Here is a 21,611-nt window from a genome sequence, read left to right on the forward strand (position 1 = left end):
AGCTGGTCATCTTCCTTCCCAGGTCGGTATTGCTGACGGAGGCCGTGTGCGCATGGCTTTTAATGCCGTCCTGCTCCACCGAGAGCACGGCGCGACCGCTTTCCGGTTTACCCTTTATAATCCAGCCACGCATATCCGGCAGCCGGCCTGAAGGGTGAGCATGCGCAAGTCTGGGATATTGGGTTTTATCGAATTCCTGCCCCTGCATTAATACGTAACCGGAAGGAGCCGTTTCAGTAGGCCAGGGAATTGGAGAGCCAACAGGATAAACATCATTTAAATTAAGGGTAGCAAGCTCCCCTAATCGGAGATTATTTCTGGCCTTGATAATATCTTTCACATCCGCAAGATTTTCATCCTTCATCAGTGCATTATCTACCTCCTTACCAAGTAAAGAAGTGATGGCACCTAATAATTGCGTATGTTTACCTTTCTCCAGTGAAAATTTTGCTCCTTCAATGACGTTACATATCTCTTCCTGGACCGCATCCCACATATCGCTGTTCAGATCGGTTGCGCGTCGTCCGAGGGCAGGATCACCATTTGTAAAACCATTCTTTCCGGCCCCGAATTTGTCCTTCTGTGCTGTTGGTGTGTCAATTCTGTGCATTTTCTGTCCCTTCAGGATAAGCAAAAACAACAACCGTATGCGACGGTGTGAGCTTTTCAATCACGCATTCCGCAACGGTATCACCCCACGTTCTGATCGCTGAATCACAGGTACTGGCGCAGGTCTGCCAGTGGATATTTGCATCAGCCGGAATATTGACACGCCAGTAGTATCGCCAGAACTGCCCCCATTCAGGGTCAGGCGAGCTGTCGAGATTCTGGAACTGCTCAATAGTGGCGGAGGTGTAGCCCAGCGCGTTGAGTTGCTCACGATAAAAGCGCTCATTAATTCCACCAGCAACATTAGCTTTCGCATCCAGCCGCTGCTGGCGCTGGCGTAATGTCTGGACTCCGTCCGGTGCGCAGGAATCCGGCAGGCCATGCAGCGCTTCATATCGATCAATAAGTTCAGTGGTTTGTCCCGGGTCGATTTCCTTCATTAATGCTCCAGCACGCTGGTGTACGCGGGTTAGCGACGGAGCCAGCCCCTCAATGAGCGGATTCTTTCCATCCCAGGCGGGTCCCGATGGCAGCAGATGGTAAAGCAGCCGGGTGTACTCATCATTCAGCGCCATGGCTATTCAGTCGCCTCCGTGTAGGTTTGCCAGGTAATTTCTCCCAGCACAGGCAGTTCGGTTTGCCCCAGCACGATATCAACCGTCGGAGAGCGGAGCTGATGTGCCACTTCATTAGTGGCCAGGCTGATTGCTTCGCTTACACGAGACAGATAGACCTTCCCTGCCGGCTGACCATCCCGAAGCATCAATGAATTCAGTTCAGCGGTGACCGCCGTGCGGATTTCAGGCGTGTCTTTAGCCAGAGCAATTGTCATCGGGATAACATGCTCACTTGCAGCAAATACTGTCAGACCGCCTCCCGCAACCGGCGCCAGCGGCAGGATATGTGCGCGCACTGCCTGTACAACATCATCGGCAGGTGCCGGGTTAGCAGGATCACTGGTGGCAACCATCACACCAACGGTGCCAGTTCCCTGATAATGACGGAACGTCCAGGCGCGGGTAATTCCGGCAATCTCTTTCGCCCAGATGATGTAATCAGGATCAGCGCCGCCCTGCGGGATCCAGTAATAGCGCTCCATCACGCGCGCACGCCACGTCTCCAGTTCCTCCACATCATCCCCGCCGTTCAGCGTGTCGGCGTACCCGGTGGATGGAATACCGCTAACCGGCGTGCCCAGGCGCAACGCAATACCGTCGTCAGTATTCCCGGCCATCCCTGCCACATCGGTAACAACCGGCACACGTAAAAGACCGCCGGAGGCTTTAACGGTTTGGGTGGTGGTAAAAGTAACCTGATCGTCGCGCTGGATCTGCGTGCCAGCCGGCAGGGTTGGCGTACCGCCGAGCCCATCCCAGCGGATAAACCCCGAAGCAGCAACAGCATCTTTCCGCGGGCACCGCTTGATGCGCGCGTGGCGATAAAGCCAGTCCTCATCGCACAAATCAGGCAGCATGTTGCGTGCCAGATAATCAAGGTAGCCATACAGTGTATGTACGGCGGCGGCCTGCACCCTTCCATAAACTTCTGCATCCATGCGCCGCAATACCGCATCCTGCTTAAAGCGCGTCAGCAAATCGCTGCGAATAGTGGCGATCAGTTGCGGGAGTTCAGGGCGTGCAAATTGACTGTCAGCCATTCAGTTCGCTCCAGATATCATCAAAGGTAATGTTGTGAATGGCCCCGTCTCGCTGATAAATCGTTACGCCAGCGGCCAGTGTATCTATACCGGTACGTTCAGAGGTCACATCAATGCGTGCAGCCACGCCGTCTTCCGTCATCCATGCCAGCGCCTGCTGCATGTATTCGCGGGCATCCTGCGGGGTTTTGTTGGTGAGTTTCCGGCGTTTCAGTAGATACAGGCGGGAGCCGATACGGTCGTTCTGAACAGTGGGCCACGTATCGCCCCACCAGCCGCAAGGCTGCGGGGTTTTATCATCCCGCTCAGCGCGGCGCCACGTGAAAAGAGAAATCACCACGGCGCGCGTCAAAAGGTCGAGCGGATCCGTGGCATCCTTTCGGATTCCATTAACATAGAGGATCATGGTGTCAGCTCATGGGTTGGTCTGGCTTGTTGGTCGTTCCACCACCGTCGCCGTTTTCTTTATGGGTGTGGCCGTTATACGTTACGCGCATTTGAGCCATAGTTTTACCGCTGCTGTCGCAGTTATCTTTGATGTCGCCAGTCGATTCGATCGGCATTTCAAAGCGGGCTTTAGGGGCGTTTTTGAACACGATTGGCTTCCCGCCACCATCAACAACGATCCCGGCGCGGGTTAATGTAACGGACTGGCCCTGGTCGTCATAAATGGCAACCTCGCCGCGGGCAAGACCTTTCAGCCGGTACCGTCTGTCGGCAACAATGACCGCCATGCCGTGGGAGCGGTCGCCGCCGGGAAACAGCACCACCGCCTCAGCACCGTTTTTCGCGGCAGAGGTGAAACCATAAGGTTCAAGATGCTCAACGCCTTCCTTGGGGTCACCGGCAATCAGCCTCAGACCGGCCGTCTGGCATTTTTTCGCGGTATTAAGTGCGGTAATAACAGCACGGGCCACGATATTTCGGAGGGAGTTATTCATCAGAATTCGATCCCCCCACTGGACTTTTTCTTCTTCGCCTTCGGCTTTGTCGGCTCAGGCAGATAAGCATCCGCCGGCCCAACCCTGATTTCAGTGATCGTGCCGCTATTGTCCTGACTGTAAGTCACCTCGGCAATCACCAGCGTTTCATTATCAAAACCATTCAGCGGGTCATAAACCACCACGGACTGATTTGGCTTCCACAATTTCCCGTTTCCCTGGCGCCAGCCCTGGACGGTGTAGGTTGTCTCCTGCGTTTTAGCTGCACGCTGGCGCGCCTCGAATTCACAACGAGATTTGCAACTGTCGGTAGTGGCCGTGCCGGACTGCTGGAGAGTATGAGGCCGATAGCGGGTTACGCCAGAATCAGCGGTGCTCTGGCGAATAGCGGCAATCGTGGCTTCGCCAAAATCATCGTCAGTGCCAGGACGCTGCCCGGTGACAAGATAGCTGGAGAAACGATCGCGCACGCTACGCTCGGTATCGCAGGACAGGATATTATCCCCCAGCACCAGCGCCGTGACGGCTTTGGCGCTTCCGGGTGTACCCAACACCAGCCGCCCCTGCTCATCGTCATACGCCAGCGCCTGAACCTGGCCCAGCAGGCGATTAAGACAATCCACTACCGTTTCACCATGCTCAGGCTGAGCATCAATCACAGCCGCTGCCGAGGCACCAGCATCAACAACATCAATCCCGAATGGCTGGGCCAGCGTGCTGGCAATACGGAACAAATTTTTCCCGCTCTGCTGAGCAGGTGCCGCACTACAATCAATAAGATCGGCAGTTTTGCTTCTGCCAACGATACCACGGGTAATACTGCTGGCGTCGTAACGCAGCGGCAGCGCTTCAACCCATCCGGTTATCACCAGATCTTCACCAATCAACACCTCTACCTTATCGCCATTTTTAATCTGCCGGGAGCCATCAGGGCTACCGGGCCACTGGCTGGTAATCGCAACGTTGAAATCCCGGGCAATACGATCGATGCCGGCACTGATACGAACCGATGTCCAGCCGCCCCATTCGCGCCCGTTGATGCGCAAAAAAACAGTATTGTTCATCGTACCGGCAACGCCCAGCCCACGCCGGAAACCGCCACCGCCGCATGCTCAACCAGCGCCAGCATTTCAGTTACTGACAGCTCGCCTTGATGCAGCTGCAAATCGGCTTCCGGTTGTTCGCCAACCAGCCATTCTTCGTCCTCTTCCAGATCCGCCAGGCTGACTACGTAGAAGTGCTTGCGGAGCTCTCGCGCAGCGGCGGTCAGATATTTCGGATCAGGATTACGTGCCGGGTTCGCCCACTCTTTACGGACGGTTGCAGGACGAATCACGGCGATCGGCTTATCCTCCGTCACTGGAGATTCACCATATGACGGCAGATCGAACACGCTGGCCGCCTTGCCAAACTGCCACGTCATGGCGTCGACAATGGAACCTTTTTTCAGCTCTTCCGGACCGTAAAAGATGGTCAGGACTTCCGACGGTCGCGCCGGGTCCCTAACGTAAGTCACGCCCGTTCTCTCTTCGTTTTTACGCTGAGTGCGCAGGCTGGTGTTGGAGCGAACAAACTGAACATCCAGATCGCAATAAAGCTCAGGCCACGGTGTACGCAGGAACGCACCGGGGAACTGGCGTACAAATGCACGCTGATAAATAGAATCACCAAGCCCGTACATCCCGCGAATGCTGACTTTTCGTCTAAATGCCATAAATACCCTACAGAGAAAGCACAGCCTCTAACGACTGGCGAGGAAAACAGGTGAGCCGCGTATAGCGGGAACAGTTGATTATCTCAGTACTGCCAGCGATGGCTTTAAGGCGGCTGAATTCGTCATGCCAGCGAGCCACGCTGAATTTATCCGGATTGGCCAGCAGCTTGTGGTTGCCGTGCCAGTGGATGCCGTGCCGTATTGAGCAGTCATAGCCCAGCAACAGGATCCTGCTGGCTCCCAGATGGATTGCGAGTTCAATAGCCCGCTGCCCGGAGTTATAGGAACCAGGCAACGTCGAAGGAAAGCAGTTAATGCCAAAGCGGCGAGCGGTAAACTGATCACCGCACCACCGTGCAGCTGATGATGTGATAGCGCTGTAATGCTCTTCCCACCAGCAACAATCCGCCGCGTATATTGCAGAACAGTACGGCACCGCGTGCCATGAACTGTTCACGGCGATTATCGGAATATTTGCACGATGGAGAGTCAGGCAATCAGTTGATGCCAGTGATGGGCCGCTGGCCGCACATGCGATTGTAACCATATGCGTGTCCTGAATGGTGTGGTGGTCGGTGCTGATCTCCGGCACTCAGTCCTTACGGATTAAACCAATCTGATTGTTGGATGTTCTCACCGAGTCATAAATGCGTTCACACGTCATTCCGGCGCGGTAGCGTTCGTCAGAGATTTCAGCATAACGTTGAGCTTCTGCTGCAATATCTCCGAGCACGTCGGCGAGCATTCCTGCGTTGGCGCTGGCTGTTTTGCTTCGGACGGTAGCGGCAAGATCTGCGGTGTACTTTGCGGCGTCCAGACGGGTGGCAAGTTTTTTGGCTTGTTGCTGCAACTGGCTAACAGTGGCAGACAGACCAGCAGCAGTGGCAGCAGCTTTTGCGGCTTGCGTTTGTGCATCTTTCACAGCCTCATCACGGGCAATAATGCGCCCTTGTTCAATCATTCGGGCAGCAGTCTGCGCGTTAGCAGCCTGTGAGGACTCTGCGCTGTCACGATCGGCCCATTTTATTTGCCACGCTCGATCGCGCCAGCTATCTCCCGCAACAAACGCAATGACCACCAGCAGTATGATCATCAACGGCTTCCAGAATTTCTTCAGCAGAGAGAACATCTGTCACCCCGCCAGATCGATAGCCTTAACAAAAACATCAAAGCTGTACGGCTGGCTCCCGTTTTCGTGTCTGATGACAGCCTCCAGCAGCGGGACCATTACCCGGCTGTCCGCCACGTCAACCGGCTGGTCCGCCCCGACACCCACTGACATCGCCACGCTGCTGATATACGCCGGCGTGTCGTTCTCATCCGGTGGCGCCCAGCGACTGATTATCTGGCCGATGGTTTTCAGCCCGTGCTTACGCTGGTAGTTGCGCAGAATGATAATCATCGCCCGGATGCCGTACTCCGGCGCGGTGAACTGGCAGAATGATTTGTCCGTACACTGTGATGCCGCCACAAGCCCTTTCCAGTCGTCGCCACGGCGGATATTGCCCGGGTTGTTGTTGCGAATGCCTCTACCTGTTGTCATTGTCCACACCTAAACGATTACCAATAAAACGCAGTGCGAAGGCGCGAAAAGCATCCACACCAATAAAACCCGTGCCGCCACCTATCGCAATTGAGATGGATTTCGGCCATTCCAGATACTCCAGCGCGGAGGCAAACGTCAGCGTCAGCGCACCGCACAGCAGTCCTTCCAGTATCATCTTCTTCCAGCCCCCGCCCGTGTAGGCAATGCGCAGTGTTGCCATGATAACGGCCATGAGTACCGCACCCAGTGGGGTCTCTCCCCGCCACCAGTCCTGTAAAAGTTCGAACAGGCCCGGCCAGGAGTGAGGGTTATTGTGCATTTTCATTCTCCACCTCCCGGACGGGTGGTGCCGTTAAAATAAAAAAGGCCACGCATCAGCGCAGCCCTGAGTTAAGTGCCAGAGTGCGTCTGGCAGCGTATTCCCGTGTCTGATTATTGTTAAATCGCCGGAAATTCCCCTCAGACAAAGGAACCAGACTTAAATGGCAGTATATCGATGCGGTATTTTAAATACCGTAATGGCCGGCATGCGCTGCCCGCCGCAGTTGAGGTCACGCATGTCCCGCCGGTAAAATTCTGATACCCAGCTTTTCGGCCAGGGCATACTCAGCGCGTGCGCCAGCACTACCACGCCAGCCGTCAAGCAGATAAATCGCATCGGCGCATTGCAGCATCGTCAGCGAAATCGCCATGTAATCAGCGTCACTAAGCCCGTCGGGTAAAAATGCGGTATTCAGCGGAATTCCGCCGGATGCCGTAATTTCCTCTGCCGCTGCGAAAAATGCAGCACGGTTATAATCGGGCAGACCGGTCATCGGGCCGGCAATATAGGTTTTCATGTGTCGGGTTCCTGAAATAAAAATGCCCGGGCATGTACCCGGGCTGTCATGGTCGCGATGTCGATGGGGGAAATAGCGTCAGCGGATAACCTGCTGCCGCAACTGACTACCGGCGGCTGAATTCTGACACGAAATAAAAAAAGCCCACAAAAAAATGAGCCTTATCAATGAGTAAACCTGAATGTTGACATGAAAAATTTAATAACCAACTGATATTGATCAGTTTTTCTTAACTTTTCACTTTACTGACGTTTCAAAAAGAGTAAACATTACTCACGCAGTACCTGAGTATTTCCCTGGTGTTGGCCAATGTGGCACCCCGCTTTCATTCCACTGTCTGACCCGACGTGATGACTGCGGGGATTTTTTTATAAGAAAAAATTATATTAGTCGCATTTCCATAAGACAGCCACCTGCACTTAAGGGTCGTCCATACCTGAACTTAAGTCCAGTAAAGACCAAATAAATGCCTGCATACCCGGAATAAATTTTCTGCCTGAAAATTAAAAAGCCCCGCACATTTCTGCCGGGGCTGTTACCTTCCGTACACGCTACAGACTGGACTCAGGGTTAAACAGGTAACGGAAGGTGATTATTTTCTACAATACTGATTCTGTCGTGTCAATACGCTATGCGGACAGTCACAAAAAAACTCTGATTAAAATATCAACATTATCTCAAATTAGTCCTGAATATGGCTTATTTTGTTGCATTTTGCAAGCCCGTCAGGCGGAGATAAGGAAATTCAGTTCACATTTCCAGCGCATTAGCCACTTCCAGCCCTTCGCGCCTGATGAGGATCGTTTGCAGCGCCTGATTGTCAAGTTCGACGAATGCCGCTTTAAATCTCGCCCAGTGCGATGCATACACCCGTAACCAGGTTGAACGCTCCACAGACATCATACGTGCCAGCGCCGCGCCGGCGTATTCTTTACAGGTGTCATTGCTTCTGGCCGCTGCCACCTCCTGCGCGGCCAGCCAGACAAGGCCGACCAGTTTTTTCACTACCCGTGATTGCAGCTTCTTCTCCACCCGGCAATTCTGAAACTCATTCCATACATGCTGGCACATCAGCGTCTGGTACCTGAAGTTCAGATCGAAACCATAGCAGTAACGGATCCATGCCTGCTGGTAGTCATCCAGGGAATTGATTACCCGGCGCCACGGTGCGTAACTGAATTCCAGATCCTGCATTGGCGGGAATGGTCGCCGCCGGCTTCTCGTTTCCGGCACATAAACAGGCGTGGTTAATGCCTTTACAAGCGAGTGTCCACAGCCTTCCCCGCCCTCCAGTTCGATAAGAGGCTGCCCGCAGCGGGGCGTTTTATTTTTGTCTGCCGGTGGATGTTCGCTAAACGCCTGCAGCTGCCCCTTTGTCCCTTCAGATAAATTCGCCAGGGCGCGCCTTACTTCTGTACGGGTATATTCAATGGCCTGTAAGTTCATTCAGATCAGCGCTCCATACACTTACGCTTTAACAATTACGCCGATCGCCAGCGCCCGATCCAGAAAACGAAACAGCAGTTCCAGCTGCGTGCCATGTTTCTGCCCGAACGCCGCAACATCGGCATGCAATTTGTCGTGACACTCTCTGCACAGAGGGAACACGAACAGGTCGTGGGCTTTGGTCGCGGTGCCACCCATCCCATGACCGATGACATGATGCGGATCATCTGCCGGACGGCGACAACACTCGCAGGGCTGGCTTTTTACCCAGCGCGTGTACTTCTCATTCTCCCAGCGGCGGCGCTTAGGCCGTAACATGAACGACTCCGGTGACTCAGGATCTGCGCTCAATGCTAAAACCTTTGGCTGCTGCTCCTGCATTACCTGCTGATTTCCCTGGGGCCTGCACCTTTTTAACGATCCAGCAGTTTTTATCCTCCTCTGCAGAGCGACGGTTGACCTGTTATCTACGGCAATAATGTCGCTTTCTTTATATACAGATGGAAACGTTTCACAGGGCATCTGCATCGCCCGGGCCGCCAGTGATTCAGGGATGGCATCAACCACACCGACATAAATAGCCCACCAGCACAGCTCAGCGATCGACAATTCCCGTTCGCGGTTAAATCGGAGACCGGTCAGCACGGTATCAATAATCCAGTCAATAACGTTACGGCGCGCTATACCAGCCAACAGCCCGGTTGACTGCTCACGAAGTTTGTTATCGCAGTGCCAGCAAAGCATCATCGCGCCCGGGGCGTGTCGCATGGTCACCAGCTCATGATGGTGATAATCCGAGCGCGGATACTGACATTCACAGGCGTTACGCTTCAGCCAGTATTCCAGGCCTGAAAGGCCACCAGCGGCACAGATAACCCGCTCATCAGTGAAAAATGGTATCAGCGCTTCATCCTCCGCCAGCGGCTGTCGGGCGTCTGGTACACGCCCGGTTGACAGCCTGGTCATGTGCTCCGGCTCAGGCTCCACCAGCACCCGCCCCGCGGAAAAAAGGCGCATTAACTCTTTGCCCGGTTTGAGCAGGACCACGCCAAGGCGTGGCACAACTTCAGGGGTTAGCAGCGCTCTCATACAGAACCTACCATCGTTGCTATAACATCCGTTGCAGTACCACGAGTGGCGCCCTTACAGGATACAGAGCGACGGGACTTGATATGATGCAGCGTAAAACCATACTGGCTGTATAGTTCGGCTATGCGCGGGGAACCGGAATTACTAATGACTACGCTGGCTCCACGCTGGTGAGCAGCAACACAGCATTCAACCAACGCTACCTGCTCATCCCAATTGAACCCACCAGCAGCATAGGCCGTAAACCCATTGGTTCCAGGCAACGGCTCATACGGAGGATCGCAATAAACCACATCCCCGGAACCGGCCAAGGCCAGAGTGTGACGGAACCCGGCATTCATGAACACGCAGTTGTGAGCCATTTCAGCGAACGCTTTGATCTCGCTTTCCGGGAAATACGGCGCTTTTGGCTTGCCCCAGCCAACATTAAATTGGTTCGACAGGTTATATCGCGTCAATCCGTTGAAACAGTGCCGGTTGAGATACAGGAATGCGGCAGCGCGCTCAACAGCGCTTAATGTCTGTGCATTGAACTCACTCCTGATCGACTCGTAACCCTCCGGATTACATAATCTTTCAAACATTACGCGAGCGTGTTTCTCAACTTCATCAGGCACCACAGCCAGCATCTGATACAGGTTGAGCAGATCGGCGTTAACGTCTGCCAGCAGAAAATCAGCGTGGTTGTAGCTGTTCAGGAATACTGCACCGCCACCCACAAATGGTTCAATCAGCCGTTTACCCGCAGGGATCAGGCGATCCAGTTCTGGCAGCAGCGAATATTTGCCGCCAGCCCATTTCAGGAACGGGCGCTGCCAGCTGCGTGGGGAGGGTTCTTCTATTGGCAGTGCAGCGGCAACGCTTGCGGCTTCAATGCCACTACATACAGATCCGTATCTCATTTACCCGCCCCGCCCTGCTGTCTTGCTCTGATACGTGCCAGAAATGCCTCACCGGACTGCCGAAATGCCGCTGAGCCTGTAGGATCAAGAAGGTCTGCCGCTGATGGTGGGCGGCGTTTATCCGCCAGTTGCATTACTGGTTTCGGGATCCCCCTTTCGGCTTCCATCTCACGCTCCCACTTGCGCATATGGAATTTGATCGACCGTAACACCTCAGCTTCGGTGTAGTTGTGCTGGCGCATCAGATGGCGAACATCCAGGACAACCCAGTACATCACATCATGGGCCCACGGGAAGGCTTCCGGCGTTGCGTATTGATTGCGCTCGCGCGCATAGCGCTGAAATTCAGCCATAACGTCATCATCAGAAGGCAAACCAGCAGCGAGGCGGGCGCTCTCACGACACCACCCGATGAATTTTCCGCAGGACGGCCAGAAGTCATTACCCTGCTGGCGCGCCATGCGCATCCCGGCACGAAGCTGCTCAACGGTCGTAATACCATTCTCGGCAAAAGCCAGAATCCACTGCCGCTTCATAGCGGCCACATCCTCAGCCGTCCGCAATACCGTGTTCTGCGCCGCCGGGAAGATCCGCAGGAGGTTTTCAAACAGAGCATCCACCAGCTTTTCGGCATCGGCGTTGACCACTCGCTGTGGCTGGTGGCCCATCATGTGCGCCAGCATGCCAGCGTCACGGTTATTGACTGCTGAAATCAGTTTGTTCATAGCGTGTTCTCCCAGGCTTCAGGGCTATTCCAGTGACCGCCGCTGACGGGGCCGGATTGCTGCTGCGTTTGCCATTTGCCGTTCACACACTGCGGGCGGCCAGCAGCGGCCCACTTCGTCGCGGACTGGAGATAACCAGGGAAATTTGACGGCAGGAATAGCGTGGTCGGGCGAAGGTATTCCGCCATCTTGATGCTTTTGCCCCACTTCTCCGTGCTGTAGTCAATCACCAGCACCAGTTCGTCGAGGGTGAACTGCTCGCGGAGTCGGGCGCGGATATGTTCGAGAGAGGTTTTGCATACCTGAAAACGTGAACCGGTCGCCAGGTTCAGTTTCGATAACGCAATCTTCGCCTGATCGGTGATCAACACTTCCGGGTCGGGTTGCGCCGCAACCGGACAAGAAGGGGTTTTAATCTCTGTAGTATTCTCTGTTGTAATCTCTGTAGGATCATCGGTGCAATTTGACCCGATGACAGCGGTTCTTTTTGGCCCATTGGATCGTTTCACTTTGGCATCTTCCATCGTGTCATTTTGACCCGATGGAAGAGTGCATTTTGAACCGTTCGATTTAGTCACTTTGACTTCATCTAAAAGATCGCTCTCATAGTTGATCGTGTAGTAGTTAGTCATGTCACGCTGAGACTTATTCAACTGCTCAATTTTGAGCACGCCGAGAGACTTCAGGCGGGTGAAGGTACGCTTCAGAGTGGACTCTGACCAAAAGGGGAACTGCTCCAGCCACTGCTCTGTGGTGTTATAAATCCAGCGCACACCGTCACGTTCAAGTCCTGAGGTCGTTTCTTTCAGCCAATAGTTAACCTGTTGCAAGGCAATCGCTTCATTAAGGCCGATGTTATGTGCAAGATCAGGATTTATCACTATCGGACGAGATGTCATTAACAGACTCACCTGGCATCCCTCCCCATTGCCCGGGCTATATCCGCAGCTATCAAGCCGGAACGGTGATACGAGTCCATGACCGTGCCACTCACAACTATCGGCGGATTCAGAGGCTGAACGTTATCGGTCCAGATAGCCATGAGGACGCCAAGATTGTCGTGCAGGCGTTGTGCGTCGGTCAGAATGCAGCCAAAACGAGGGTCCGCCTGATACGGATGTTTAATCAGGCTCTGCTCCATGGCGTTAAAGGCCGTGATGTACGACTCTTTGAACTGCGCGGCACGTTTACCTGTGAAGCCCATAGCGAGAAACGCGAAGCCGTCGCGGGTAATCTGGTAGCAGGGTAGTTTGCGCCCGGTAGCGTCGGTGTATTCACTCACCGCAAAATTGCGGGCAGTGAAGTCTGGCGAGCATTCCAACGAACGGATTTTTTTCAGTACACCGTCGTGACGCTTGGTGAAGTAGTCGGCGACAGCCAAGGAAGAAGTAACGGCCTGGCCTTTGATAACGGTGATTTCAGGTTGAGTAATAGCGGGGACAGTAGCCATGATGGCAGCCTCTATGGTGAATTTTGATAACTCACCACCGGGGCTTCTCACGGCTAAGGGTGGTGAGACGTACAGGGGTGAGAAACCGGTCACCATAGAACCCGGCCAGCCTTTCGGCTGCCCTGCACGCCCCACCATTGTGCTGATGTGACAATGCTTAGCGCACAAAAAAACCGCGTAAGCGCGGTTGTGCGCTATGGTGAAATCCGGGTTCTCACGCCCGACAGCGAATTTTGCCGCTGCCAGAGCACTATAGCGCCCGGAATTCAGAGAATCAAGTGTTGCTTTTGTTGACAACACGCTTTCAGTGTTGCTATCATTAGCAACACCCCGAAGGGAAGCAACGAGAGCACCATGCCATCCAAACTGATTATGAGAGAAGTGGTTACTATCTCCCCGGACAGCAAAGCGGAACTGGTTATCTGGGAAGTTGATCCAGCAGTAAGAGCCAGCAACCACAAATATAAATACCGACTGGCCTATATCGTGTCCAATACATGCGTTCTGCGCTACGACAACGAGGCAGGCAAAGGCGATCATAAACATATCGGCGATGACGAAGTTGAAACTACGTTCACAACCGTCCAGCAACTTCTTAACGATTTCTGGGCTGATGTCAAAATGTATGGAGGGTAACAACATGACCACATTACACATTTCCGTAACCACGATTGATGAAATCAGTTCGCGATATGCAGCTGCATGGGATGGCGATAAGTCAGCGAGGGGACATTTCCTCTCATTTCTGAGCTGGGAATCATTGCACGACACGCTATCCCCTAACCGAATGAATATCATCAATGCTATGACCGGTGCAGGGGAACTCTCTATCCGTGAGGTTGCCCGCCGTGTTAATCGTGATGTCCGGGCCGTGCATTCTGATATAACGAAACTAATTACCCAGGGTGTCATTGATAAAGGGGAAAGTGGCATCGTTTTTCCATACGATGATATCCACTTCGACTTCACTCTCGGCAAGGCGGCCTGATCGGCAATGAATGACGACGATATAGCAGGAAGTGATGGCCTGATAGCGATCACGATGGAATTGTCCACTGAAGTGCTTGAGGCTTTCCAGTCTACTGGTGATCGCTGGGAAGAACGGATAAACGCAGCACTTAAAGACTGGCTGAAACACCACAATCCTTCAGATGTAAAAATCTGACCCTTTGCGGCGCCCTGCACGGCGCCGCTTCTTACTTTCTCCATCACTTTTCCATCCTCTTAAATCTTGCCCGGAACACAATAAGCGGTGCCGCGTATTCCCACTCATAGCCATCCCTACGATAAATCACACGCTGCCCGGCGGCGTCATAGTCAATAACATTCACAATGATGCCGTGATGATCCCGGTAATATCCGTTCAGGGGTTGAATATGCTCTGTCACGTTAGCCTCCCATCAGTTCAGAAGCGTAACGTTCAGCTATCCACTGGACGCCGCGAGGCGTGACGCGCGTCTGGGTGTAGGCATGACCGAAATCGGACATGCCGGTTTTGACGCTGAACAAGCCATCACGCTGGCGCAGGGCGTGCGGCAGAAGATTGCCAGACTGACGGAACAGAACCTTGTCACGCACCAGCGCGTCGATCATCGACTTTTCCGGCATATTCATGATTTTTGCCGTCTCACGCAGACTTTTCGCACCGCTGGCTTCCACGTAGTGGTTGACGAACGCCACCTTTGGCGCGTCTTGCTGTACCTTCTGCGACAGATGCGCATTCTGTTCTGCCACATCAGCGGCCAGTCGGAGCGCTTCGGGGAGGGTTTGAGGAATTCCAGCCGTACTCTCCAGCACCTGCCAGCGATCAACAACCGCCGCAGTAAACTCAGGGGACAGACGGGCAACCAATACGAGAGAGTCACGTTTATTAAACCGATACTCCTGATACACGTTGCCGTTGTGCTCAAAATCGAACTGCGCCAACGGCGCGGTTAAAATTCCAGCAGTATTAAGACGCTCGGCTGACCGCTTCACATCACCATGTTTACTCTGAACCAGAGCGGCAATTTCCCGGCTGCTCATCGTCACAGCGCCACCAACTAAAGGCATAATGCCTGGCGATGCAGTCAAATTATTTAGCTGCTGCGACATGCTGCTGCCCTCCCCTATAAATAAAGTCACCCACAGCCCACTCAGTGAAGCTGTGGTTCACCGATGCCCAGCCACCGGGTACTCTTGCGGCATAGCAAAACGCGACCTTGCCTTTACCGCCCCGAATCGGTAATACGCGAAGTTGCGAACACTGATAATTTGCTGTTAAATTGCTCATGCGGATTTCTCCATACACATAGATTTATCTGCCACGGCGCCCGGAGCTGCACACTCGCGGGCGTCACTCTTTTCTGGTCTGCAATACACGCGATAAAGCAACGTCGTATGTTCCTGCAATCTGGCGATGGCCAGATAAAGCTCATCCTCAATAACAGCGCGTTCGTGCGGCTCAATTACGCCGTCCTCAATTGCCATTCTTACCTGTTGCGAATAACAACCAATCTGCTCTATTGCCTCTAACAGACGCTGGTTGATATCGCCGTTATCAACGTCTTCAATATCCGCAATCGGGACAAATACACCGTTGGAATGGCGTGCTATGGCGTTGGCAATGTGGTTTGAGCCACCAGCACGCTGCAGCACCATTGCCCAGCCAAGCGGGAAAATCTGATCGCCATCGGCACGCAGGCGGTTGAAAATAGCGTCCTGGGTGACATCTAATATCTCTGCAGCCTCGGAATAACCTCCAGGTAAAGCGGCAATGGTTTTCCTGATGGCGGCCACCAGCCATGCTGGTTGTTTCTCCGCTTGCCAATTTGGTTTTTGTCTCATGATTACCACCTCACTTAATTGGTGCCGAACCTTCCTCCGGTATATCCTTATGGTTCCTGGGCCAATAAGAACCAAAGGAGGTTCGACATGTCTGAATTACAAGAACTTTTCAACCACCACTCCCGGAACGTTGCAATATCCCACAAGTGGCACACAGAAGAAGGAACACCGACACTCAAAGCGTGGGTTCGGGCTGAGCAACTCGTAAGGCTTGATGTCCTGCTCAATCTGCACCGGAAAGAACACGGCACGTTATGGGAGCCACTTTCCGGCAACAAGGCGCTAACTCATTTTCTTTTTGTGAAAACTGGCTGGAGTCCGGAGCAGATTTCGCTTCTTTCTTTTGAAGAAATACTTCTCGTTCTTCAGCGAGATCTGGTAACAGCGAGTATTCCAGAGGGGGAATTACAGTATCCTCAGCACATTTCTTATGATCTAATGCAGAGGCAACGACAGCCTTATCAAATTGAATGGCCTCCTCACTCAGCGGACGAATGGGATCCTGTTCGCTATGAGATAATCCAAGGTTTGCGTAAGCCATCGTGAGTGACTCCGTCATCTGCAGATCATCAAGATGTTGCCGACAGATTTCTGCTCTGCTTTGTTGTGATACCAACCAACGGATTGCATTAGCTTTACCGATAAGCCAGTTAGCTAACTCTTCTCCTTCCAGCCCGCCAGCCCAGACGTGCGGGCTGGCCCTGAAAACTGTCAGGGTTACTTTTTCGTTAACGTTGCTTACCTCACTGTTGTTACCCACGGTTATCCCCTTATTTCTGTAGTACTGAAACAGCCTGAGTGCGTGCTAGGCTGCGTTTGTTTTATGATCGTTAGAACGCCGCAAATATGCCCAATCGACATCAGGACGTAATTCCTCGCATGTAACATCGCCTTGTGTAGCTTTCTCTATTTCCGGGCATCGTTCAGCAGGGACTTGCCGTGTGCCATTTGCCCATTGGGAGATGAGAACAGACGGTACGTCCAGTTTGCGGCCTAAGTTCGCTGCTTTACCCCGCTCTTGTGTGGTGTATTTTTTTAAGTTCATGTGGATTAGGCTCTCTCCATTAACAACATAATTATAATAGCGCCACGCTATTAATAGTCAATAGCGATGCGCTTCTTCCTATGCTTAGCGAAGTGCTATTCAATAGGGGAAGTTAAAATTAAACAATGACGGTTGATATGCAGACAGTTGAGGAAATCAGGCGTGAGTGGCTGATTGAGCTTATTAAGCGGCATAAGACTATCGCCAATTTGAACCTTGCACTCGGTAGAACTAAAACTGATGCAACGCTCTCTCAGATAAAAAATCAGGCCGTAGACAGTAAAAGTGGTAAACCGCGTAACATGGGGTCACCTCTTGCCAGAGAGATTGAAAATAAGCTAGGGCTTCAGCTTGGTGCTCTAGATCACCCTTTATCTGAGCAAGAAACGGATCAATGGGCAGCATACCAAAATGCAGATGAAGCAATTAAAGCTCTGGTTGATTACCTATTAGAAGGTGATAATTCACATATCCCAGCCTGGGCGGATGGCGACGCAAGGGCCTACATCGACTCTATTGAGCTAAAGATCAGGAAATGGTTAGATCAAAATAAAAGCTCCGGCAGTCAGCATAAAGCGAGAGCTTAAACTCGTCTGGTCAGACGGCAATATGATTTCTTAACCCCCCCCACGCCGCACCCAATCCCGAATTTCGGGATTTTTTTTTATCCCCCGCAATAACAATAGCGCAACGCTATTGACTTAATAATAGCGCGGCGCTACATTTAGATCATCAACAGCGAAGAGGCAGGACGCCCACGAAGTAGCCGCCCGGGGCATAAGAATGACCGGTTGATTCGCGGGTAACAAAAAAGCGCCCAATGAACGCTTCGCTCTTTAACAATCTGGATATTCCTAATAAGGCAGTCTTTTCGACGGTGAAGGCATCTTTTTTTTGTACCGGAGGAAGTTTGTTCATTCGGTATTCTGTTTTGCAATGAGGGCAAAAACATTGACCGTATACAGCCGCCCAATTTACAGACATTGGCTGAAGTATCGCTACTACATGTTGCTGAAAACACTGTGGGCAAAGATGCACAGTTATTTCCAGTTCGCCCACGGCTTGCTTCTTCGAGTAAACAAGAGAACCAGAATCAAGCTGATACAACACATAACCTTCCGTCTGGGCTTTAAAGTCTTCGAACTCTGTAATTTTTGCTTTGAGCGTTACGGTTTCTTCCTGATAAGAGCGTGCAAGCTCAATGAGAGACATGCATTCTCTTTGCACCGACGTAAGTTTTGATACCAAATCACTTACAGCAGCATTCACCTCTGACTCTGTTTTCGCATCAGAAATAACTTTTGCCAGGCTTGCTGTTTCTTTAATAGCGGACATTGCCGCTGTGAATTCAGCGATCACTTTTAATACTCATCTTATTGCTGGGGATATCCAGATTAACCGAATCCTTGTTGTTGGGGAATAGCAGGATCCACCGAGCCTGATGTGGTTAAAAGACAGGCACACAACGATGAGAGCATTGACGAGCAAGGCATAACGGCAGGTTCAATTCCTGCCACCGCTATACAGATGGCGGTGATGGGCAGCGAAAAGGTCCGTTCAATTCGGACACCGGCAGTGCTCTCTTCGTTGTGGTAATCCGTGAAATGGCGCGGCGGTAAGTATGGCAGGGCCTTCCTTCCCTGAATTTGTACACCGGGTAACCAGGTTGACCATACGCCTCAGTGGTTACCCCGCCACAACACTCCGTTGTGTATTGCTGTGTGTAGTCTTGGCGGTGATCGGATCTTCAACCAACCAACACCAGGAGGAGCGAAGATAATGTTCTGCCGATCACCGTCCTTTTTACGCAACAGAAAAGAGCATCACCAGGCGACGGGTTCATAACCCAAGCCACCCGGGCGCAGAAATGGCGGTTGCCAACGTCAGTGCTACGCAGGTGCCCTTCTCTGTTGTGTATGGAGAAACTTACGGCGGCGGCAGCCGCTTAACCGAGAGGAAATGCTATGAGTAATGATCGCATGACCGTAGTGCCCGACTTTCTGGGCGAGCTGGATGCCGGCGTATTCATGAACAAAATCGCCGCCGCGCTGAATATCACCGCGCTGGGCGTTCTGAATAATGGCACCAAAGGCAAAGTGGTCCTCACCTTTGATTTTGAGCGTATGGGTAATTCCGTTGAAGAGAAGCGCGTCAAGATCAAGCACAAGCTGAACTTCAGCACCCCGACACCGCGCGGTAAAGCCTCCGAAGAGGACACCACTGAAACGCCAATGTGGGTTAACAAAGGTGGCAAGCTCACCATCCTGCAGGAGGATCAGGGGCAATTGTTCAGTATCAACGGTGCCACAGACGGAAAGCTTAAAGCGGCTCAGTGAACCGCTGACAACTAATTCACTGCCACCAATTCGATCATTTGTTAATAAGGAATTTTTATGTCTCAGGTAGACAGCGGTACTTTTAAGCAGGTTAAAGATCTGGTTCTTTCTGGTTATCACCTGAATGATATTAACGGCCTTGCTTGCCCAACAGCATTACTCCCGGAAGAAACTCGCGTTGAAAGCCTCGAGCGCTTTTCTCTTGAGCGCTTTCGTTTCCGTGGCGCCATGACCACAACCAGCATCGATGATTTTGCCCGTTATTCTAAAGGCTACGCCAGCGCTGAGGAACCTGCCCGCTGCTTTATTGATGCGGACAATATGACTGCACGTTCCGTGTTCAATATCGGCACGCTGGATAATCCGGGCCATGCTGATAACGTTGCTGCAATCACCCTGAAGCAGACTGCGCCTTTCCGCGCGCTGCTGGCGATTAACGGCGACCGCCTGAAGCAAAAGCAAATCGCTGAATGGCTGGAAGACTGGAGTGATTACCTGCTGGCCTTTGATGCTGACGGAAATACCATGCAAATTTCACAGGCTGCTCAGGCTGTTCGACGCATCACTATACAGCAGGCCACCCAGCAGGATCATGAAGACGGTGATTTCAGCGGGAAAAAATCGCTGATGCAGAGTGTTGAGGCCAGCAGCAAAGATGTTATGCCGGTAGCGTTTGAGTTCAAATGCGTGCCGTATGAAGGACTCGGTGAGCGTGCATTCAGCCTTCGCAATAGTCTGCTCACTGGTGACGAACCGCGTTTTGTACTGCGCATTGTTCAACTGGAAGCGCAGGAAGAAGCGATCGCCAATGAATTCCGCGACCTGCTGATCGGTAAATTCGACGGCGAGCAAGTGGAAACCTTTATCGGTAACTTTAAAGCGTAATTGCTCAGCCTTAATTGCCCTGCCCTGCGGGGCAATTAGTGAAGCGTAATTCCATTATTTATCGCCATCTGGCGAGGGATGCGCACACCCGAAATCGGCCGCAGGTGCAGCTGCAAATATATGGAGAATATATGCCTTTCCTTACAACCTTTACCGGACAACATATTGATTACCGGAATATGACGACCAGTCAAATCATCACGGAAGATATAGCCGTTGCTTTGTCTAATATTTGCCGTTTTGCAGGGCATGTCCCGGAATTTTACAGCGTCGCTCAGCATGCAGTGTTATGTAGCCAAATTGTACCGGCTGAATTTGCACTGGAAGCGCTGCTGCACGATGCCGCAGAGGCTTATTGCCAGGATATTCCGGCACCCTTAAAGCGTCTGCTGCCTGATTACCAGCGTCTGGAAGAAACGGTGGATATTGTGATCCGCGAGAGATACGGATTACCCGCCACCATGAGCGGGCCGGTCAGATATGCCGATCTCGTCATGCTGGCAACAGAACGCCGTGACCTTGATCTGGATGATGGCTCTGGCTGGCCAGTGCTGGAAGGGATCCCTCCCTCCGACCTTATTATCATCACTAACCCGCTCAAGCCCGGTCAGGCTTATGGTCTTTTTTTAGCCCGATATAACGAGCTTACAGGAAGAAGACTTTGATACCACAACAACATATTAAGCAACCGTTTTGGGAGCCTCAGTAATGAAAAAAATAGCTGAACCGGTAATGTTTACCATGTTCTTTTCAAGTCTTGCAGGGACATGGCTGACAGCCGGGTTATTATGTTTTCCAGGTTTATCTCCTCTGCCTGTGAGAATACTGGCATGAAAACCATCGTCATAACACTGGAAATTGACGTTCCTGAGTACGCTACCGACAAAGATATTTCTGATTGGGTGGATGTTGAGTACGGTCAGTGTAACGGGATGAAGCTGGACAACCCATGCCGTGGCGGTGCCACTGAAATCGTTAACCATACCTGGAAATTTGAGAGCTAAAAATGAACCATCTTATGATTGACCTCGAAACAATGGGCAATAAGCCTGCCGCGCCAATAGTTGCGATCGGCGCTGTATTCTTCGACCCTAAAAGCGGTGAGCTGGGCGCCGAGTTCCATGTGGCCGTCAACCTCGCCAGCGCCATGGATCAGGGGGCAACGCCTGACGGTGACACGATCTTGTGGTGGCTGAAGCAATCAGAGGAGGCTCGCGCCGCAATTTGTACCGACGATACCAGACACATCACCGAAGTTCTCTCTGAACTGAACTCGTTTATCAGCCGTAACTCTGACAACCCGCGTTATCTGAAAGTCTGGGGAAATGGCGCCAACTTCGACAACGTTATTTTGCGTTCAGCCTATGAACGTGCCGGCCTAATCTGTCCGTGGCAATTCTGGAACGATAGTGATGTGCGCACCATGGTGCTGCTCGGCAAAGAGGTTGGTTTCGACCCCAAACGTGATATGCCATTTGACGGTGTGGCCCACAACGCACTGGCCGATGCCCGCCACCAGGTGAAATATGTATCGGCAATCTGGCAGCGACTGCTGCTTACTAACACTGAAGAATAAACCTGACAGCCCGGGTGCAGCCGGG

32 protein-coding genes are annotated in these 21,611 nt (G+C 52.4%); 9 read left to right on the forward strand and 23 right to left on the reverse strand.

The window, feature by feature from the left end:
• From BTJ39_RS24290 to BTJ39_RS05980, 18 genes are all read right to left on the reverse strand, one after another.
• Positions 1-610, reverse strand: a 610-nt coding sequence (locus BTJ39_RS24290) for a phage tail protein (protein WP_096777691.1), incomplete at its 3' end; no start/stop codon positions are given.
• Positions 597-1,184 carry a YmfQ family protein gene (locus BTJ39_RS05900; protein ID WP_078001762.1) on the reverse strand — a complete coding sequence of 196 codons (588 nt, stop codon included), beginning with the start codon at positions 1,182-1,184 and terminating at the stop codon, positions 597-599. The genes BTJ39_RS24290 and BTJ39_RS05900, both read right to left, overlap by 14 nt.
• Positions 1,185-1,186: 2 nt before the next feature.
• Positions 1,187-2,266, reverse strand: coding sequence for a baseplate J/gp47 family protein (locus BTJ39_RS05905; RefSeq protein ID WP_078001763.1), 1,080 nt, complete (start codon positions 2,264-2,266; stop codon positions 1,187-1,189).
• Complete coding sequence (locus tag BTJ39_RS05910; protein WP_078001764.1) at positions 2,259-2,672, reverse strand: phage GP46 family protein; 414 nt, start codon at positions 2,670-2,672, stop codon at positions 2,259-2,261. The genes BTJ39_RS05905 and BTJ39_RS05910 overlap by 8 nt, the downstream gene beginning before the upstream one ends.
• Positions 2,673-2,676: 4 nt before the next feature.
• Positions 2,677-3,207 (reverse strand): phage baseplate assembly protein V, encoded by a 531-nt coding sequence (locus tag BTJ39_RS05915; protein WP_176110245.1) that lies wholly within the window; start codon positions 3,205-3,207, stop codon positions 2,677-2,679.
• Entirely contained in the window at positions 3,207-4,271 is a 1,065-nt protein-coding gene (locus BTJ39_RS05920) for a phage baseplate assembly protein (protein WP_078001766.1), read from the reverse strand. The genes BTJ39_RS05915 and BTJ39_RS05920 overlap by 1 nt, the downstream gene beginning before the upstream one ends.
• Positions 4,268-4,921 carry a hypothetical protein gene (locus tag BTJ39_RS05925; protein ID WP_139356319.1) on the reverse strand — a complete coding sequence of 218 codons (654 nt, stop codon included), beginning with the start codon at positions 4,919-4,921 and terminating at the stop codon, positions 4,268-4,270. The genes BTJ39_RS05920 and BTJ39_RS05925 overlap by 4 nt, the downstream gene beginning before the upstream one ends.
• A gap of 7 nt (positions 4,922-4,928) precedes the next feature.
• Positions 4,929-5,468 (reverse strand): hypothetical protein, encoded by a 540-nt coding sequence (locus BTJ39_RS05930; RefSeq protein ID WP_078002096.1) that lies wholly within the window; start codon positions 5,466-5,468, stop codon positions 4,929-4,931.
• 45 nt (positions 5,469-5,513) lie between these two features.
• Positions 5,514-6,050, reverse strand: coding sequence for a DUF2514 domain-containing protein (locus tag BTJ39_RS05935; RefSeq protein ID WP_078001768.1), 537 nt, complete (start codon positions 6,048-6,050; stop codon positions 5,514-5,516).
• 3 nt (positions 6,051-6,053) lie between these two features.
• Positions 6,054-6,464, reverse strand: coding sequence for a structural protein (locus tag BTJ39_RS05940; RefSeq protein ID WP_078001769.1), 411 nt, complete (start codon positions 6,462-6,464; stop codon positions 6,054-6,056).
• Positions 6,451-6,792, reverse strand: coding sequence for a phage holin, lambda family (locus BTJ39_RS05945; RefSeq protein ID WP_078001770.1), 342 nt, complete (start codon positions 6,790-6,792; stop codon positions 6,451-6,453). The genes BTJ39_RS05940 and BTJ39_RS05945 overlap by 14 nt, the downstream gene beginning before the upstream one ends.
• Positions 6,793-7,018: 226 nt before the next feature.
• Positions 7,019-7,306: a DUF4406 domain-containing protein gene (locus BTJ39_RS05950; protein WP_078001771.1), complete on the reverse strand. Its 288-nt coding sequence runs from the start codon at positions 7,304-7,306 to the stop codon at positions 7,019-7,021.
• A 750-nt stretch (positions 7,307-8,056) separates the two neighbouring features.
• A complete protein-coding gene (locus BTJ39_RS05955; RefSeq protein ID WP_078001772.1) occupies positions 8,057-8,752 on the reverse strand; it encodes a bacteriophage antitermination protein Q in 696 nt (231 codons plus the stop codon).
• A gap of 21 nt (positions 8,753-8,773) precedes the next feature.
• A complete protein-coding gene (locus BTJ39_RS05960) occupies positions 8,774-9,841 on the reverse strand; it encodes a DUF968 domain-containing protein (RefSeq protein ID WP_078001773.1) in 1,068 nt (355 codons plus the stop codon).
• On the reverse strand, positions 9,838-10,743 hold the full coding sequence (locus BTJ39_RS05965; protein ID WP_078001774.1) for a DNA adenine methylase: 906 nt from the start codon (positions 10,741-10,743) through the stop codon (positions 9,838-9,840). Before BTJ39_RS05965 ends, BTJ39_RS05960 begins: the two co-directional genes overlap by 4 nt.
• Positions 10,740-11,468 carry a replication protein P gene (locus BTJ39_RS05970; RefSeq protein WP_078001775.1) on the reverse strand — a complete coding sequence of 243 codons (729 nt, stop codon included), beginning with the start codon at positions 11,466-11,468 and terminating at the stop codon, positions 10,740-10,742. Before BTJ39_RS05970 ends, BTJ39_RS05965 begins: the two co-directional genes overlap by 4 nt.
• Positions 11,465-12,379, reverse strand: coding sequence for a conserved phage C-terminal domain-containing protein (locus BTJ39_RS05975; protein ID WP_078001776.1), 915 nt, complete (start codon positions 12,377-12,379; stop codon positions 11,465-11,467). The genes BTJ39_RS05970 and BTJ39_RS05975 overlap by 4 nt, the downstream gene beginning before the upstream one ends.
• A complete protein-coding gene (locus BTJ39_RS05980; protein ID WP_422386022.1) occupies positions 12,376-13,560 on the reverse strand; it encodes a Rha family phage regulatory protein in 1,185 nt (394 codons plus the stop codon). The genes BTJ39_RS05975 and BTJ39_RS05980 overlap by 4 nt, the downstream gene beginning before the upstream one ends.
• Between BTJ39_RS05980 and BTJ39_RS05985 the strand changes: the two genes are divergently transcribed.
• Positions 13,559-13,906, forward strand: coding sequence for an HVO_A0114 family putative DNA-binding protein (locus BTJ39_RS05985; RefSeq protein WP_078001777.1), 348 nt, complete (start codon positions 13,559-13,561; stop codon positions 13,904-13,906). The two genes, BTJ39_RS05980 and BTJ39_RS05985, sit on opposite strands and share 2 nt — an antisense overlap.
• Positions 13,907-13,912: 6 nt before the next feature.
• Positions 13,913-14,083, forward strand: a complete 171-nt coding sequence (locus tag BTJ39_RS05990) for a BrnA antitoxin family protein (RefSeq protein ID WP_078001778.1) — start codon at positions 13,913-13,915, stop codon at positions 14,081-14,083.
• Positions 14,084-14,126: 43 nt separating this feature from the next.
• Here BTJ39_RS05990 and BTJ39_RS05995 read toward each other — a convergent pair whose 3' ends face one another.
• The 3 genes from BTJ39_RS05995 to BTJ39_RS06010 all read right to left on the reverse strand — a co-directional run bounded on the left by BTJ39_RS05995 (position 14,127) and on the right by BTJ39_RS06010 (position 15,744).
• The gene (locus BTJ39_RS05995) at positions 14,127-14,306 is read right to left on the reverse strand and encodes a DUF4222 domain-containing protein (RefSeq protein ID WP_078001779.1); all 180 of its coding nucleotides are present in this window, start codon (positions 14,304-14,306) and stop codon (positions 14,127-14,129) included.
• 1 nt (position 14,307) lies between these two features.
• A complete protein-coding gene (locus BTJ39_RS06000; protein WP_078001780.1) occupies positions 14,308-15,012 on the reverse strand; it encodes a phage antirepressor KilAC domain-containing protein in 705 nt (234 codons plus the stop codon).
• 174 nt (positions 15,013-15,186) lie between these two features.
• The gene (locus BTJ39_RS06010; RefSeq protein ID WP_078001782.1) at positions 15,187-15,744 is read right to left on the reverse strand and encodes a YmfL family putative regulatory protein; all 558 of its coding nucleotides are present in this window, start codon (positions 15,742-15,744) and stop codon (positions 15,187-15,189) included.
• Positions 15,745-15,831: 87 nt separating this feature from the next.
• Here BTJ39_RS06010 and BTJ39_RS25400 point away from each other — a divergent pair, with 87 nt between their 5' ends.
• Positions 15,832-16,290 (forward strand): ECs1072 family phage-associated protein, encoded by a 459-nt coding sequence (locus tag BTJ39_RS25400; protein WP_096777694.1) that lies wholly within the window; start codon positions 15,832-15,834, stop codon positions 16,288-16,290.
• Between the two features lie 259 nt (positions 16,291-16,549).
• On the opposite strand, the gene BTJ39_RS06020 is transcribed toward BTJ39_RS25400, so the two are convergent.
• Positions 16,550-16,789, reverse strand: coding sequence for a transcriptional regulator (locus BTJ39_RS06020; protein WP_078001784.1), 240 nt, complete (start codon positions 16,787-16,789; stop codon positions 16,550-16,552).
• Positions 16,790-16,914: 125 nt separating this feature from the next.
• Here BTJ39_RS06020 and BTJ39_RS06025 point away from each other — a divergent pair, with 125 nt between their 5' ends.
• The gene (locus tag BTJ39_RS06025) at positions 16,915-17,376 is read left to right on the forward strand and encodes a hypothetical protein (protein ID WP_078001785.1); all 462 of its coding nucleotides are present in this window, start codon (positions 16,915-16,917) and stop codon (positions 17,374-17,376) included.
• Between the two features lie 145 nt (positions 17,377-17,521).
• Here BTJ39_RS06025 and BTJ39_RS06030 read toward each other — a convergent pair whose 3' ends face one another.
• Complete coding sequence (locus tag BTJ39_RS06030) at positions 17,522-18,148, reverse strand: hypothetical protein (RefSeq protein ID WP_241825881.1); 627 nt, start codon at positions 18,146-18,148, stop codon at positions 17,522-17,524.
• 605 nt (positions 18,149-18,753) lie between these two features.
• On the opposite strand from BTJ39_RS06030, the gene BTJ39_RS06035 reads away from it, so the two are divergent.
• The 5 genes from BTJ39_RS06035 to BTJ39_RS06055 all read left to right on the forward strand — a co-directional run bounded on the left by BTJ39_RS06035 (position 18,754) and on the right by BTJ39_RS06055 (position 21,586).
• Positions 18,754-19,125: a hypothetical protein gene (locus tag BTJ39_RS06035; protein ID WP_078001786.1), complete on the forward strand. Its 372-nt coding sequence runs from the start codon at positions 18,754-18,756 to the stop codon at positions 19,123-19,125.
• 57 nt (positions 19,126-19,182) lie between these two features.
• Positions 19,183-20,010 carry a YfdQ family protein gene (locus BTJ39_RS06040; protein ID WP_078001787.1) on the forward strand — a complete coding sequence of 276 codons (828 nt, stop codon included), beginning with the start codon at positions 19,183-19,185 and terminating at the stop codon, positions 20,008-20,010.
• 131 nt (positions 20,011-20,141) lie between these two features.
• Positions 20,142-20,675, forward strand: coding sequence for a hypothetical protein (locus BTJ39_RS06045; RefSeq protein ID WP_078002098.1), 534 nt, complete (start codon positions 20,142-20,144; stop codon positions 20,673-20,675).
• A gap of 165 nt (positions 20,676-20,840) precedes the next feature.
• Positions 20,841-21,014, forward strand: a complete 174-nt coding sequence (locus BTJ39_RS24785) for a hypothetical protein (RefSeq protein ID WP_176110247.1) — start codon at positions 20,841-20,843, stop codon at positions 21,012-21,014.
• A gap of 2 nt (positions 21,015-21,016) precedes the next feature.
• Entirely contained in the window at positions 21,017-21,586 is a 570-nt protein-coding gene (locus BTJ39_RS06055) for a 3'-5' exonuclease (RefSeq protein ID WP_078001789.1), read from the forward strand.
• Positions 21,587-21,611 lie beyond the last annotated feature (25 nt).

This window comes from Izhakiella australiensis (assembly GCF_002006995.1).
Taxonomy (GTDB): domain Bacteria; phylum Pseudomonadota; class Gammaproteobacteria; order Enterobacterales; family Enterobacteriaceae; genus Izhakiella; species Izhakiella australiensis.